Annotated in this window: 12 protein-coding genes; 8 read left to right on the top strand and 4 right to left on the bottom strand. The window is 61.0% G+C overall.

Features of this window, described 5'->3' with window-relative positions; all coding sequences use genetic code 11:
• Window positions 1–469 precede the first annotated feature (469 nt).
• The 4 genes from A8C75_RS18855 to A8C75_RS18840 are packed head-to-tail and all read left to right on the top strand — an operon-like array spanning window position 470 to window position 4606.
• Complete coding sequence (locus tag A8C75_RS18855) at window positions 470–1387, top strand: transcriptional regulator GcvA (RefSeq protein WP_067385842.1); 918 nt, start codon at window positions 470–472, stop codon at window positions 1385–1387.
• A 6-nt stretch (window positions 1388–1393) separates the two neighbouring features.
• Window positions 1394–2065, top strand: coding sequence for a response regulator transcription factor (locus A8C75_RS18850; RefSeq protein ID WP_067385840.1), 672 nt, complete (start codon window positions 1394–1396; stop codon window positions 2063–2065).
• Complete coding sequence (locus A8C75_RS18845; RefSeq protein WP_067385839.1) at window positions 2040–3464, top strand: sensor histidine kinase; 1425 nt, start codon at window positions 2040–2042, stop codon at window positions 3462–3464. Before A8C75_RS18850 ends, A8C75_RS18845 begins: the two co-directional genes overlap by 26 nt.
• Complete coding sequence (locus A8C75_RS18840; protein ID WP_084784162.1) at window positions 3464–4606, top strand: ABC transporter substrate-binding protein; 1143 nt, start codon at window positions 3464–3466, stop codon at window positions 4604–4606. Before A8C75_RS18845 ends, A8C75_RS18840 begins: the two co-directional genes overlap by 1 nt.
• On the opposite strand, the gene A8C75_RS18835 is transcribed toward A8C75_RS18840, so the two are convergent.
• Complete coding sequence (locus tag A8C75_RS18835) at window positions 4600–5346, bottom strand: DUF4124 domain-containing protein (protein WP_067385837.1); 747 nt, start codon at window positions 5344–5346, stop codon at window positions 4600–4602. The two genes, A8C75_RS18840 and A8C75_RS18835, sit on opposite strands and share 7 nt — an antisense overlap.
• A gap of 390 nt (window positions 5347–5736) precedes the next feature.
• On the opposite strand from A8C75_RS18835, the gene aroE reads away from it, so the two are divergent.
• Window positions 5737–6594, top strand: a complete 858-nt coding sequence (aroE, locus tag A8C75_RS18830; protein WP_067385836.1) for a shikimate dehydrogenase — start codon at window positions 5737–5739, stop codon at window positions 6592–6594.
• A 320-nt stretch (window positions 6595–6914) separates the two neighbouring features.
• Window positions 6915–7493 carry a DUF4124 domain-containing protein gene (locus A8C75_RS18825; protein WP_084784161.1) on the top strand — a complete coding sequence of 193 codons (579 nt, stop codon included), beginning with the start codon at window positions 6915–6917 and terminating at the stop codon, window positions 7491–7493.
• An 80-nt stretch (window positions 7494–7573) separates the two neighbouring features.
• Here A8C75_RS18825 and A8C75_RS18820 read toward each other — a convergent pair whose 3' ends face one another.
• Together A8C75_RS18820 and A8C75_RS18815 are read right to left on the bottom strand one after the other, a co-directional pair.
• The gene (locus tag A8C75_RS18820; protein WP_157890333.1) at window positions 7574–8137 is read right to left on the bottom strand and encodes a hypothetical protein; all 564 of its coding nucleotides are present in this window, start codon (window positions 8135–8137) and stop codon (window positions 7574–7576) included.
• A 275-nt stretch (window positions 8138–8412) separates the two neighbouring features.
• The gene (locus A8C75_RS18815) at window positions 8413–9069 is read right to left on the bottom strand and encodes a peroxiredoxin (RefSeq protein WP_067385831.1); all 657 of its coding nucleotides are present in this window, start codon (window positions 9067–9069) and stop codon (window positions 8413–8415) included.
• Window positions 9070–9273: 204 nt separating this feature from the next.
• Here A8C75_RS18815 and A8C75_RS18810 point away from each other — a divergent pair, with 204 nt between their 5' ends.
• Together A8C75_RS18810 and A8C75_RS18805 are read left to right on the top strand one after the other, a co-directional pair.
• Window positions 9274–10404: a DUF294 nucleotidyltransferase-like domain-containing protein gene (locus A8C75_RS18810; RefSeq protein WP_067385830.1), complete on the top strand. Its 1131-nt coding sequence runs from the start codon at window positions 9274–9276 to the stop codon at window positions 10402–10404.
• Window positions 10405–10591: 187 nt separating this feature from the next.
• Window positions 10592–11605: an IS110 family RNA-guided transposase gene (locus tag A8C75_RS18805; RefSeq protein WP_084784160.1), complete on the top strand. Its 1014-nt coding sequence runs from the start codon at window positions 10592–10594 to the stop codon at window positions 11603–11605.
• Between the two features lie 650 nt (window positions 11606–12255).
• On the opposite strand, the gene A8C75_RS18800 is transcribed toward A8C75_RS18805, so the two are convergent.
• Window positions 12256–15036 carry an ATP-binding protein gene (locus tag A8C75_RS18800; protein WP_067385828.1) on the bottom strand — a complete coding sequence of 927 codons (2781 nt, stop codon included), beginning with the start codon at window positions 15034–15036 and terminating at the stop codon, window positions 12256–12258.
• Between the last annotated feature and the right edge of the window lie 57 nt (window positions 15037–15093).

Genomic DNA, 15093 nt, shown 5'->3' with positions numbered 1-15093 from the left:
GTTTTGCGCGACAAACCATATAATTTCGATTCTTGGTATAGAAAAATTAAACCTGTTATTTTTGTTGTTTAAAAATATGGCGGAATTTCATGCAGCTTTTATCTGTTCGTACTGGTGTTAAAAGGCGTTGAATACTTTGGTGAGCTAAAAGTGTTTTTAAGTTAAATATTTGTTATTTATATTTTTTAATTTAAATCCCCGACCCTTTTGAAGACCTTGTGCGAGTCTCATCAAGCGTTGATGTCGCACAGCCAGGCTTGCTCTAAATACGACGGGGGCTGGGCTATGAACGAGGCTAAGATGCTTCAGAATTAGAATATCTAAAACTTTCAGGTGCCGATTTTTTCGTGTTTTTATACGTCGGGTGTTTTGCAGCTATTGAAATAGTCGCTATTTGATATAGATAAACTACACTAAATGGCAATTGGCTCCGCTGGAGCTTAGTACTACCGGATCCAGGATCAGCATCATGCGACGATTACCTCCCCTTAAGGCGCTGCGCGCGTTCGAAGCCGCCGGGCGCCACGAAAGCCTGAAACAGGCGGCGGACGAGCTGCATGTCACCACCGGTGCCGTGAGTCAGCAGGTCAAGTTGCTGGAGGAGTTTCTGGGGGTGGATCTGTTCAAGCGCCTGAACAAGTCCGTGCGCCTGACGGAAGCCGGCCGGGCAGCGCTACCGCTGATCGAAAGCGGCTTCGAGCTGCTGAACCAGGCAGTGACGCGGGCACAGGAATTTGGCAACCAGAACCTGATTACCATCAGTGTGGCGCCGTCCTTTGGTGCCAAGTGGCTGCTGCCGCGTCTGGAGTTGTTTCGCAAGGCGCACCCGGATATAGACCTGCGGGTGGATGCCTCGACCCGGCTGGTGGATTTTTCCTACGAGGATGTGGATCTGGCCATCCGCTACGGGCCGCCGAAGGAGCGGGGCATGCACCTTGAGGCCCTCACCGATGAAATTGTTTTTCCGGTCTGCAGCCCGCGCCTGCTGGAACGCGGCAAGGTCTTCCGGCAGCCGCAGGATCTGGCCGGCCAGACGTTGCTGCACTTCGAGGGCCGGGCGGATGACCGTGAATTTCCCGGTTGGGGGCACTGGCTGGGGGCCGCAGGTGTAGCCTCGCTGGAGGTGGTGAACGGGCCGCGTTTTAGCATGTCGAGCATGGTGCTGCAGGCGGCGATGGACGGCCAGGGCATAGCGCTGGGCAGCAGCGTGCTGGCGGCGGATGACCTGCGCGCCGGGCGCCTGGTGCGGTTGTTCGATGTCAGCGTGCAGGCGCAGCACAGCTATTATCTGATCTGCACGCGCAATACTCTGAACCGGCCCGATATTCAGCGCTTTGTGCAGTGGATCAAGCAGGAAATGACTGCCGGGCAGCGTGACAGCAAGTGAGGCAGCATGCGAATTCTGATCGTAGAAGATGATCTGACCCTGGCCGAAGCCATAGGCCGGCGCCTGCTCAAGCAGGGCCACGCCGCCGATGTGGCGCCCGACGGCCGCCAGGCGGACAGCATCCTCAGGCATCAGGCGTTTGATCTGATTATTCTGGACCTGAACCTGCCGGGGCTTGGAGGGGAGCAGGTACTGGCGCAGCTGCGCCAGCGTGGCAGCACCACACCGGTGCTGGTGTTGACCGCCCGTGGCCAGATAGAAGACCGCATCAGCCTGCTGGATCTGGGGGCGGATGACTATCTCAGCAAGCCGTTTGATTTCGGTGAGCTCGAAGCGCGCAGCCGCGCCCTGTTGCGGCGCAGTCAGGGCCAGGCGCAGGACCGGCTTTGCATCGGCAATACCGAGCTCGACCGCCACGCCTGCACTGTTACCGTTGCGGGCGCTGCGGTAGAGCTGAAGCAACGCGAGTTTCGCCTGCTGGAAATTTTCATGAGCCGCACTGGCCGGGTACTGAGCAAAGAAGAGCTGCTGGATCATCTGTATAACTTCGATGAAACGCCGGGCGCCAATGCCATCGAGCTCTATGTGGCGCGCCTGCGCAAGAAGCTGCCGCACAGTTCAGTGCAGATACGCACCCTCAGAGGCCTGGGCTATGTGGTCGAAAATACGCCTGCCTGATGTCGGGCGCTGGTCGATCCGGCGCCGGTTGCTGTGCATGACCAGCCTGCTGCTGATTGCTGTGTCGCTGCTCGGCGTGCGCGCCGCCCAGAGCTATGCCCAGCGCTCGGCGCAACTGTCCTACGACCGCCTGCTCACCGGTGCCGCGCTGCAGATTGCCGAACAGATTTCACTGCGCCAGGGCCGGGTGGTGGCAGACCTGCCCCGCGCCGCCTTTGAAACCCTGGCGCTGGCGCCGGACGACCGTGTCTATTACCGCATCATGGGGCCGGGGGATGCGCACATTACCGGTTATGACGACTTGCCGGCGCCGCCCATTGGGCAGACCGCAGACAGCCATGCTGGTGATGCCTTCAGGAAGCAGTTTTTCGATGCCGATTACCGGGGTGAAGCGGTGCGTTTTGTGCTGCTGGAGCGGCTGCTGACCGAAACAGATTTTAGCGGCTATATTCGCATCCAGATCGGTCAGACCAGGCTAGCGCGCACGAGTCTGGCTGACGAAATCAGCCTGCGGGCGCTGCAGCTGATCGGGCTGCTGTTTGGCGTTGCCCTGCTGCTGGTTTCCTTAGGCATCTGGATGACGCTGCGGCCGCTGGATCAGCTCGACCGTGCCCTGGCCCGGCGCTCCTCCGTGGACCTGAGTCCGCTGGATATGGCGGTGCCACGGGAGATCTCGAAACTGGTACACACCATCAATCATTTCATGCAGCAGCTGGGCGGCACCCTTAATGGGCTGCAGCGCTTTACCAGCGAGGCGGCGCATCAGATTCGCACGCCCCTGGCAGGCTTGCGTTCCCAGGCGCAGAACGCGCTGGACGAAGAAGACACAACCCTGCGCCAGCAACAACTGGGCCGGGTACTGGAGTCGGCCGACCGCCTCAGCGATACGGTGAACCAGCTGCTCAGCCAGGCGGTACTGGCTCATCGCCTGCGCAGTCAGCCGGCGGAATCTGTGGCACTGGATTCGCTGGTACGCGATCTTTGTCGCGAGCTGGCGTTGCCAACGCTGGAGCAGGGTGTGGAGCTGGGGTATGAGGGTGATGCCAGCGTGCAGCTGCAGGGCAATGCCTTTGCACTGCGCCAGATGGTGCAAAATATCCTCGAAAATGCCATTCGCTACAGTAATCCGGGCAGCGAGGTGCGGGTGCAGTTGCAGCAGGATGAGCGCTCTATCAGCCTGGCGGTGGCGGATAAGGGCCCCGGTATCCCGGATGCGGAAAAGCCGCTGGTGTTCGAGCGCTTTTACCGCAGCCCCGGCAACAGCCGCACCGGCTCAGGCCTTGGGCTTGCCATTGCCAAGGAGGTGGCCAGTTACCATCGCGCCTCGCTTAAACTGAGCGACAATGAGCCCGCGGGCCTGGTGGTCACGGTGCGCTTTCACCGCCGGAGGGCTACCTGATGCGGTTGTTAAAGAGGTTGCCAGGCTATTTTTTGAGTTTGTTGCTGAGTCTGCTGCTGAACCTGTTTTTGAGTGTGTTTTTGGTTGGCACAGCGACGGCGCTGCGGGCCGAAACTCTGTGGGATCTGCCGTCCCGTGGGGCTGAAACATCGGTGCTGCAGGTGTATGGCGGCGCCGACTTTGTCGCCATAGCGCCGCTGCTTGAAGCCTATCAGGCGCAGTATCCATCGGTGCGGCTGCAATACAGCGAGTTCGGTACCCGGGAGCTGTATAACCGTTTCCTCGCCGACTTGCCTAAAACGCCGGATCTGGTGATGAGTTCGGCCATGGATCTGCAGTTCAAGCTGGTCAATGATGGTTACGCCCAGGCCTACAGTTCGGCCCAGACCCAGGCGCTGCCCGACTGGGCGCGCTGGCGCAACGAGATCTTTGGCATCACCTACGAACCTGCGGTGATGGTGATCAACAGTGGCTTTCTGGATAACGAAACGCTGCCCTCGAGCCGGGCCGAGCTGATCGACCTGATCCGGCGCAAGGGGGATCAGGTGCGCGGGCGTATTGGCACCTTCGATATTGAAAAGGTCGGTATCGGTTACCTGGTCTGGTCCCACGATAATCTGCGTACCGCCAGCAACGGCCGCCTGCTGGAGTCCTTCAGCCTGCACGACGCCAGGCTGTTCTCCAGCAGCGCCGCCATGCTGCAGCAGCTGGCCCAGGGCAATATCGTTATCGCCTACAATGTGCTGGGCTCCTATGCCCACGCCTGGGCGCGGCAATATCCGGTGCTGAGCGTCATCAAGCCCAGCGACTACACCACAGTGATAATGCGCAGCGCCTTTATCCCCGCCGCCGCCGCCAATACCACCGATGCCAAGCGCTTTCTCGACTTCATGCTGTCGCTGCAGGGCCAGCAGGTACTGGCCGACCAATCGAGCCTCTACCCCATTCGTGACGAAGTCTCCGGCGAAACCAGCGCCCAGGGCCTGCGCTTGTCCAATAACAGCCCGCTGCGCCCCATCCCGCTGGGTGTCTCCCTGCTGGTGCAGACCGATGCCATGAAACGCAGCCTTATTCTGGAAGAGTGGCGCCGGGCCTTCGGAACGTCCCCTGGGGCAGAGGCATCGTCTGGAGACGATCAGTAGTCCTGCAGGGGGCGGTCATCGAAATCCGCCACCCGCAGCACGGCTGCGCTGTGGTCGAGGATGAAGACCTGATCCAGCGCAACAGGCTGGCCCAGGCCGTTCTTTGCCTGGAATCTGAGCCTGACCCGATACTCCTTCCTGGAGCTGAAATCCTGACTGTCGATTTTTATCACCTTTAGCACGGGGCCCCATTCGATCACCTCAAGCGAACCTGGGTTGTGCAGGTTTTTCTTCAGGAAAGCGGCGACCTGTTGTACCGAGGCATCGCCTGGGTTATTGCTTACCGGGTCGAAGGTGCTGCCGGGCTCAACGTCAAAGGTGAGTCCCTGTTCCATGTTCCGCACCAGTTCGCCAGCCAGTTGCTCGGCGCTGGACTCTGGCTGTGTTACTGCGCTTGCCCCGCTTAGCGGGGCCGCCGTGCGGTAGACCCGCCCGGCCAGCTTTTGCATGAGCTTGTCATACGCATTCTGCGGTGTGGCGGCTTCGCCCTGGCCCTGTGCTTCGCGTTGCTGGCGGCCCTGTGATGCCGCCGCTGCTTTTTCCTCGGCGAGGCGGCGTTGCTCCCGTTCCTCGGCGGAAAGGCGCAGGTCGATCTGCTGCTCTTGTGCCGGGCAGGGCAGGCTGGAAAAGCTGAGTCGGCCATCCGGCCCCTGGCACTTGTAGATGCCGGCCTGCGCCTCAAGGGCCAGCGTCAAAATCAGGGCAGGAATCAGAGCCGGGATCAGGTGATAGGGTTGCATAACGGAAATCCTGTTTGCAGCTATCAAACAGTGTAGTTGCCCAGAAACTTGAGCAGCCACTGCGGTGCGATATCCAGGCACAGGTTTTCTGGTCACGCGGTACGACAGGTTGGATTCCATCAACTTAAGCCGCATAGGCAGCTTAGTAATAACTCCTACATTGTTGGCGTTATTCCGGGCCACCCACACGCTGCAACAATTGAAATTGGCTTAGTCGCTGCGCTTGCTAGGATGCGAGTAGCGTTTTTTATGGATAGATAGGTGCAGCGATAGTGGCAGCGTTTTTTATGGGTTTGAGGGCCTGGTGCTCCTGTGCTGGCCCGGTATTGGCTGTCTTTTGCCGACTGTTATTTGTTGGCTGTCGTTTATCGGATAGGGGGGAGTCTGTAAATGAGTGCCAATTTTTTGAGTGAGCTGACCGGGTCTTTCTCACAGCCGTCGGCGGAGAATCCGACGGTGGCGATGGTGGAGGCGGCGTACCGTCATCATGGGCTGGACTGGCGCTATATCAATTGCGAGGTGGCGCCTGCGGATCTGGAGGATGCGGTGCGTGGTGCCAGGGCCATGGGCTGGGCGGGCTTTAACTGTTCGATTCCGCACAAGGTGGCGGTGATCGAGCATCTGGATGGGCTGGGCGAGTCGGCGCGCATTATTGGTGCGGTGAATACGGTGGTGCGTCGGGGGGATCGTTACGAGGGCGAGAATACCGATGGTCGGGGTTTTGTCGAGGCGCTGCAGCCGGTGCTGGATCTGCGTGGCAAGCAGGTGGTGCTGCTGGGTGCGGGGGGCGCTGCACGGGCGGTGGCGGTTGAGCTGGCGCTGGCGGGTGTGGCGCATGTTACGGTGCTTAATCGAGACCCCGGGCGAGGCGAGGAACTGGCGCAGCTGGTGAATGACAAGACCCAGGCCAGGGCGGACTTTGTACCCTGGGATCGCACTTTTGTGGTGCCCGCCGGCACCGATTTGCTGGTCAATGCCACCAGTATCGGACTTTACCCGGACGTGGGTGCCTGCCCGGATATTGATCTGGATTCACTGAATGCTGCCATGGTGGTGGCCGATGCGATTCCCAACCCGCCGCGCACGGCGCTGATCCGGGCCGCCGAGGCCCGTGGCTGCACAGTGCTGGATGGCCTGGGCATGCTGGTGAACCAGGGGCGTATTGCGATTCACTACTGGAGCGGCATCGAGGTGGATGCCCAGGTGATGCGTGATGCTTTGATACAGGCGCTTGAGCTGGATTGTTAGCCGCCAAACAGACGTTGCTGGACGTCCTGCACACTTTGTGTCGTGTGACTGCTTTCATGTACTAACCCGAGGGGATAATGCATGCAGCAGGAATGCTGAATCATTGAGCGTCCTTCATTTCAGGACCATGGCGATCGCCGCCCCTTTCCCTAAAAGTCCTGCATATCCGCGTATCTGCGCTTGCGTCTGTAACGTGACAGACGAAGTGGCAGGGAATCTGTTTGTCTGCCAAGTTAATAACAGGCGGCACGAATGTGGCTGAACCTGGGGCAGGCTCAAGCTGTGCCATCCGCGGCCGTCACCCGTCCGAGAATGGGAGCATGGCGATGGTTTTATGGCGATTGTGTGTCCTGTCGCTAGTGCTATGCGTGTGTACCGCAGCACTGGCTGAATCCGTGTACCGCTGGCGGGACGAGAAGGGTGTGCTGCACTTCAGCGATATCCCTCCCAAGGGAATCCAGGCTGAGCAGGTGAACCTTTCGAAAATCTCGGTAGTGTCGATGCCGAAAGTCGAAGTTCCCGATGAGGCGCTGTCACCGGAATGCGAGGAAGGGCCCGACGGTGAGCAGGTCTGTAAGGAGGCTGACAGGTCGTCTGCAGCAGCGTCTGGATCGGGCCAGCCCGGGGCCGGGCAGGATGCTGCAGCAGCGCCGGTCGTTTCGGGAAAGCAAGGCGCCGAGCGCAAGGACACGTTGGAAACCGGTTTGCAGGAAATCAAGGATTACGACAAGCGCAAGCGGATCGAAGAGATTGAAAAGGAACGCGATATTAAAAAGGTCCGACGGCTGACACCGGGTGAACGCAAACCGAAAGACCCGGATATGGATCCGGTGAGGAGGATTCCGAAAACCGTGAACGAAAAGCTACGGGAAAAAAACGTCGGGAAATCGGAAAAATAGCCTGGTGAACGACAGCCCCTGACCGACACTCAGGCATCCTGCCTGGGTGTCGGTCAGGCGACTATCAGCTGATCAGGCTGCTACATGCCGTGCTTGCGAATGGTGCGGGCAATGCGCGTCGCGTAGCGGTCGACGGAGTGTTCGACCAGGGCGGCGTTGTGGTCCAGAAAAGCCACCTTGTATTTCAGTTCCCTCAGCACGAAGGCCAGGGTGAAAAGCCCGTCGCGGCCGTTGCCGAAATCCCCGCGCTCAAATGCCTGCATGACGCGCTTGAGGCCGGGGTCTGCCGGCGTCAGCCGAAAGTCCAGCAGGGAATCGGTCTTTATAAGTAGCCTGGTAACAGCGGTCTGCACCAGCGGCATGATGATGGCGCCGGCCACGCTGAGGTTGGGAATATTCAGTGTCAGGCTACCATCATCCTGCAGGCTGATATCGTTGAGTGGGCGGTGGCCATTGGCGGTAAGGCTTTTATAGCGGTTGGCAGGACGGGCCTGGGGGCCGAAGTAGCGTTCCAGCGGTTCCTGATCACCGGACTCCAGCAGGTCGGAGAATTCGATCAGTCGATGTATATCCGTGGCGATCCAGCCAAGACTGTGCAAGTTGGCGAGATCGCCACCCAGGCAGAGACTAACGTGTTGATCCATCATGTTTCTCTAATGGTAAGCGACCTGCGATCAGGCAATGGCGAAGTGCAAGCTGGCGGTCGGGGCCTGTGCTTGAACGTTTTTGCCCTGCGTTGCATCCCGATGAACTCGGGTACGAAGTTTCTTCAGCAAGGATGAATACAATCACATTGGCTGGCTGCGGGCAACCGCTGCTGCATCTGCGTGGGGCAGGGAATGGGCAAAAGATGCGATTGTATTGGAACAGGTCCGAGGGTGCAGACACTGTTGGTCTGCACCTTTTTCGAATCAAGCTGTTATTTGGGTTGTGGCACTATGCGCAGATAGGGTTTGGGCGCTTTCCAGCCATTGGGGAATTTGGCTTTGGCGTCGGCATCGGATACGGCCGGCACTATGATCACGTCTTCGCCCTGTTTCCAGTTCACCGGTGTGGCGACCTTGTGTTTGGCGGTGAGCTGGCAGGAGTCGAGCAGGCGCAGGACTTCGTCGAAATTGCGGCCGGTGCTCATGGGATAGGTGAGCATGGCCTTGACCTTCTTGTCGGGCCCGATCAGAAACACCGAGCGGATGGTGGCGTTGTCGGCCGCGGTGCGAGCCTTGTCGCCGCTGGCATTGGGGTGAATCATGTCGTACAGCTTGGCGATATGCAGGTCCGGATCACCAATCATGGGGTAGTTCACGGCATGGCCCTGGGTCTCTTCTATATCGCCCATCCAGGCGTGGTGATCACTGACGGGGTCTATGCTCAGGCCTATGACCTTGCAGTTGCGTCGCTCGAACTCGGGTTTGAGTTTGGCCATGTAGCCAAGCTCGGTGGTGCATACAGGGGTAAAGTCCTTGGGGTGGGAAAATAGAATGGCCCAGCTGTCGCCAATCCAGGGGTGAAACTGCAGTGTGCCCTCGGTGGTGTCGGCTGTGAAGTCCGGGGCCTCGTCGCCAATTCTAACGGCCATGGTAATGCTCCTTGGCTTGGGGTTGATGGATAGGAATTGATGGGTACGGGTTTTAGTTAGCAGTGTTAGTTATAGCCGAGAGTCCGGCTGCGGCCCCGGTGCCGAAATAGGCTTTATGGTTATATCGATAGAAGTGGCGTTGCGGGGTGAGCCCGGCTCCCGGCGGCTTATACTCAGGGTACTTTGGCCGCCGGAGTGATTGGCATGCCCGATAATCCGAATGCGTCAGCCTGGCGCGAGCTCTTCGCAACCGATACCTGGCCCGATAGCCGCGCCTGGCCCGGGGTGCTGCTGCCGCTGCAACAGGCGTTTGCTGCGCTGGGTACGGACCCTGCGCCGGCACAGACCAAGGCCTGGCAGCCGCGCCTTGCCCGGGCACTGCTGCAGCTCGATCTGCCTCCCTGGCGTATCAGCCAGCTGCTCAGTGATCACAACGACTGGCTCTACAGGCGCGCCATAGGGGATGCGCTGGCGGAAATGGCGCAGCAGGGCTGGGGCGCACCGCCCTGCGGTTTCTGTGTGCTGTGCCTGGGCTCAGGGGCGCGGCATGAAAGCCTGCTGGGGCCGGATCAGGACAACGCCATGATCATCGAGGATTATCCGGATGCGCGTCATACGGCCATCGACACCTGGTTTCAGTCCCTTGGCGAGCGTTTTACGGCCCGCTTGCATGAATACGGCATCCCGCTGTGCAACGGCAATGTGATGGCGCGCTGGCCGTCGTGGCGCAAGCGCAGCCACGAGTGGCAGCAGCAACTGCAGCTCTGGACGGGCCGCCGGGTCGTCAAGCTGGTGCAACTGTCCAATATCCTGCTGGATTTTGCCCCTGTGTACGGTGATGCCGCGCTGGCGAGCGGCCTGCGCAGCCAGGCGCTGGCGCTGATGCCCCGAGCCGGGCTCTTTCTGCACGAAATGGCGACGCTGCTGGATGAAACACCGGTGGCGCTGGATCGATTTGACCGGCTGCACGGTGATGGCAGGGATGCGCCCCATGCTCGTGCACTGAACCTCAAGGCGCAGGGGTTGCTGGTGCTGCAGGGGGCGGCCCGCTTGCTGGTGCTGTTGCATGGCATCGCTGCGGTGGATACGCGCTCAAGGCTCAGGGCACTGGCCGAAGCCGGCGTACTGGATTTGGCGCAGGCGCAGCGCCTGGTCGAGGCGCTGAACCAGCTGCAGGCGCTGCTGTTGCGGGCACAGCTGGAGGCGGTGGCGGCCGGGCGGGCGCCGGATGCCTGGATCGACCAGGGGCGCTTGAATGAGGCAGATTGCAGCCGGCTGCGCCAGAGTTTGCAAGCCATTAGAGATTTTCAGCGCCAAGCTGTTGCCGCGATTTAGCAAAATCCCAAAGGGCAAGCTACAGAGCCCAATCTAACCCGTAGGAGCCCAATCTAACCCGTAGGAGATGCAATAAAGCGGCGGGTGCGTGGTCCAGCCACGTCAGGATCAGCCCCTCCAGCTGGTTGAGTGTCTAAGCACACAAGGTCGCTGAACGCGCCTTAAACCAAAAACAGGAGGGGCTGACATGAACTATTGTGGCATTGATCTGGCGAGTAGAGAAAGTGCTGTCGTCATCCTGGATAGTTCCGCTCTGGCGTTGCGTCGCGTAACTGTCGAGACGGATTTAGTAGGGTTTCGCAGAGCCTTTGAGGGGGTGGGCCCGTTAAGGGTCATTATCGAAGCCAGCCCATTGGCCGAGATGGTGGCGAACTATGTCGAGACACTGGGTCACGAGCCGGTGATCATCGACGCCCGCGCTGCGAAAAACTTGATGAATGCGAAGAAGAAAACCGACCCGCGGGATGCCCATACCCTGGCGGAGATCGGCCGCTGTGGCTGGTACATCGAAGTCCACCGCAAAAGCCCGGAAGCCCGGGAGCTGCGTAGCTTGTTGAAAGCGCGTCAGGCTTTGCAGAAGACCAGCAAGGCCCAGCTCAACAGCATCCGCGGTCTGTTGCGTGCCCAGGGGCTCCGCCTGGGCAAGGTCAGCAACGGCCAGTTTGAGGATACGGTCATGACCCTCGTTAACAGGGAGATACCCGGCTTGAGCGACGCCTTTGCCGGTATGCTGCAGGTCTGGGCGTTGGCGCGAGTAGAGGCGGCACGGCTCGAGAAGCACATCCGCCAGCGCAGTCGAACTGATCAGGTGACCCGGCGATTCGAACAGGTGTACGGGGTGGGCCCGCTGACCAGCGTGCTGTACCGGGCGACGCTGGATGATCCGCACCGGTTCCGGCACGCAGAAGAGGTGGCTGACTATCTGGGACTGGCACCGCGCGTCTCCCAGTCGGGTGATACGGCCTATCGCGGGCGGATTACCCGGGAGGGAGATCACTTGCTGCGCTGGCACCTGGTGGAATGTGCGCACGTTCTGCTCACGAAGGGCAGAGACTGCGCCCTGAAACAATGGGGCTTGCAGCTGCAGCGTCGCAAGGGCAGCGCCAAAGCCAAGGTGGCCGTGGCACGAAAACTGGCGGTTCTGCTCTGGCGGCTGTGGAAAGAGGAGAAGGACTTCGAGGCCTTCCCCCAGGCGGCATGATAGCCCGGTGTCTACCAGAGAGGCAGCATACCTGCAGCTCGGAGAACAGAATACAGAGAGGTTGAAACCTGCAACTGAGTTCGGTCACGCAGACCACGAGCGCGACTTGGGGCGAGAGTGCCGAAAGGCTCACAAGACCCCGTGTAGGAGGAGATGACAGGCTGCGTGCTCCGATTACATCCTGTCGGCGCCTTGAGCGACCCCGTAGAGAAGCCTGAAACTCAGTGGCAGTCCTACCGAGGACAACCAATTTGGTGGTTGACTTGGGATGCCGCTTTAGAGAAGGCGCGCCCCGCGACGAATGCCCCGAGGCAAATGGTTGCTGCCCCGGAGAACCCAGCCATCGTCCCAAAAGCTTCGCAGCGGGGTGCCGCTCCTACGGGCAGGGTGCCCGCCTGTCGGCTTTAACTTGCCCCTTTCACCTTTCACCTTGCCCCTTTAATCTCGCACCTCGCACCTCGCACCTCGCACCTCGCACCTCGTCTGTCGGCACGCCGCACGACGGAGCGCCGCCCGGAACAATTCGCTGTGGTAAACGGTGCGATTCGCTGCGCTCATCAGCACCCTACGGACACCCCACAGGCACCCTACAAAAGCACGTGCTCCGCACCAGTCCAGTGTCCGACAGGCTGCTGGGGCTGAGCCTGCAATTAGCTCGCGGTGAGCCACTCGTTGCCGTTATTCTGCTCCGGCGCCCGGGGCAGCTCGATCACGAAGCGGGCGCCTGTGAGGGTGCTGCCCGATTCTATCCACAGGCGTCCGCCCAGGTGGGCGATAATGCCACGGCTGATGGGCAGGCCCAGGCCCGTGCCCCGGGGGCGGCCACTGGCATCCTGACCGTTGTTTTCCAGCTGGTGAAATTTCTCGAACACCCGCTCGCGTTCCGACTCGGCAATACCCTCGCCGTTGTCCTCCACCGACAGGCGCCAGTGATCCTTGAACGGCTCCAGACAAAGCCGTGCCTGGCCCGCCTCAGGGGCGGCGAACTTGCTGGCGTTATCCAGCAGGTTGATGATGACCTGCTGCAGCCGGTCGGGATCGGCGGTGACGGCTGCGCTGTCTTCGGGCAGCTCCAGCTCCAGCTTCAGGCCCCGCTCGCTGCACAGATGACTGACGGCTTCGGCCGACTGGCGTGCCAGGCGGGTGAGATCCAGCCGCTGGGGTTTTAGCGTCATGCGGCCGGATTCGAGGCGCGCCAGATCGAGAATTTCCTCGATCAGGCGCGACAGCCGCTCGCTTTCGCGCACCACTATGGAAAGAAAATGACTGCGCTTGTCGCTGTCCATGTCTGGCGTGTCGCGCAGGATTTCGGCGAAGGCCCGGATCGAGGTCAGGGGCGTGCGCAGTTCATGACTCACCATGGCGACGAACTCGTCTTTGAGGCGATCCAGCTCGCGCAGTTGCTCGTTGGCGTGGCGCAGCTGTTCGCCAATGGCCACCAGCTCGGTGGATTTCTGCTCCAGCCGGCGGTTGTACTCCAGCGCCTGGGATGTGGTGTCCAGCAGGCTGAGCACCGCTTCCAGATCCAGGGCTTCGCCGCGCACCACCGAGTTGATCAGAATGCGGGCAGAAGCGCCCCCCAGGGCGCCTGCCAGGGCGTGTTCGGCCTGGCTGATCAACTGGGGTGATGCCGGCGTGGCGTCGTCCGCCGGGTTAGTGGCCGACGTCTCTGCCGGGCCCGGCGCACTTTGCAGTACACGCGCAGTTGCGCCGGCGCCCAGGTAGCGGTGCAGCAATCGGCGCAGCTCGCCGCGGCTGGTCTGGCCCAGCCAGAGCGGGGTCTGGATCAGGCCATCGTGCAGCGCGCCGGTAAAGAGTGCCGCCTGGGTCTGCTCCAGCCGGCTCTGGCGGCAGAACAGCGACACCAGCACCAGCAGGCCTATATTCACCAGCAGGCTCCAGAAAAGCCCGTGGCTGTAGATATCCCAGCCGTCGAGACCGAAGAGGGCATAGGGCCGCAGCCAGTGAATGCCCCAGGGGCCGTCGCTCAGCAGGCTGGCATCGAGCCAGCCGGATTGGGCAAAGCCCGGCAGCAGCAGGGTATGCAACCAGACGACAAAGCCCCCCAACATGCCGGCGGCGGCCCCCAGGCGTGCGGCGCCGCGCCAGTAGAGGCCGATCAGCAGCGCAGGGGCAAACTGGGCCGCGGCGGTGAAGGACACCAGACCTATGGTCACCAGGCTGTAGGATTCACCAATCAGGGCGTGGTAGAGGTAGCCCAGCAATAAAATCAGCACTATGGCGATGCGCCTGATGCCCAGCAGGGTGCCGCTGAAATCCTGGTAGTTTTCGATCTGCAGACGGCGCAGGTGTAGCAGGAGCGGCATGATCAGGTGGTTGCTGACCATGGTCGAGAGCGCTATGGTCTCGACAATCATCATGCCGGTGGCGGCGGAAAGACCACCGATAAAGGCCAGTGCCGGCAGCCAGCTGGAGCCGCCGACAAGCCCGACCGTGAGCACGAAGCTGTCCGGGGTCTGGGCGCTGTCACCCAACAGGGTGCCCGCCAGGGCAATCGGCAGCACGAACAGGTTGATGGCCAGCAGATAGAGCGGAAACAGCCAGCTGGCGCGCCTGATATGGCGCTCATCTACATTTTCCACCACCAGCACCTGAAACTGGCGCGGCAGCGTTAAAAAGGCCAGCGCTGCCAGCACCAGGGTGCTGACCCAGCCAATGCTGCCGCCGGGAACCGCCTCCAGCCCGAAATTGTCCGCCAGCCCCGGCACCTGTGCGGCGCGCTGCAGCATATGGCCGGGGCCATCAAACAGCCAGAACACCACAAAGAGGCCGACGGCACAGAAGGCCAGCAGCTTGATCACGGACTCGAAGGCGATGGCGGCCACCATGCCCTCGTGGCGCTCGCTGGCGTCCAGCTGGCGGGTGCCAAACAGGATAATGAATACCGACAGCACCAGCGCGACCCAGAGCGACTTGTCGGTCCAAAAGGGGGCTTCGGCCAAGTGCAACACCGGCGAGGCGGGAAACTGTGTCAGCACCGCGTAGCTGTAGGTGATGGCTTTAAGCTGCAGCGCGATATAGGGCATGATGCCGATCACGGCGATCAGTGTCACCAGGGCGCCGAGCCAGCCGCTCTTGCCGTAGCGGGCGCTGATAAAGTCGGCAATGGAGCTAATGCGCTGGGCGCGGGCGATACGCACCATGCGCCTGATCAGCAGCCAGCCCAGCAGCATCACCAGGGTCGGTCCCAGGTAGATGGTGAGAAAGGCCGGCCCGTACTGGGCGGCGCGCCCGACACTGCCGTAGAAGGTCCAGGCGGTGCAGTACACCGCGATCGACAGCGTATACACCAGCGGTGAGCCAATAACCGAACGCCCGGCCCCGGCGCGCCTGTCCGCCCAGGCGGCAATTACGAACAGCAGCCCCAGGTAGCCAAAAGCCACGGACAGCAGCACCCATTCGGACTTCATCGGTGGGCCCCGCGGCTGTGGCACGCCGGCCGACGGTGTTCGCCGCGCGTGGGCCAG

The sequence above is a fragment of the Marinobacterium aestuarii genome (assembly GCF_001651805.1).
GTDB lineage: Bacteria > Pseudomonadota > Gammaproteobacteria > Pseudomonadales > Balneatricaceae > Marinobacterium_A > Marinobacterium_A aestuarii.
This window is presented reverse-complemented; position numbering and strand designations above follow the sequence as displayed.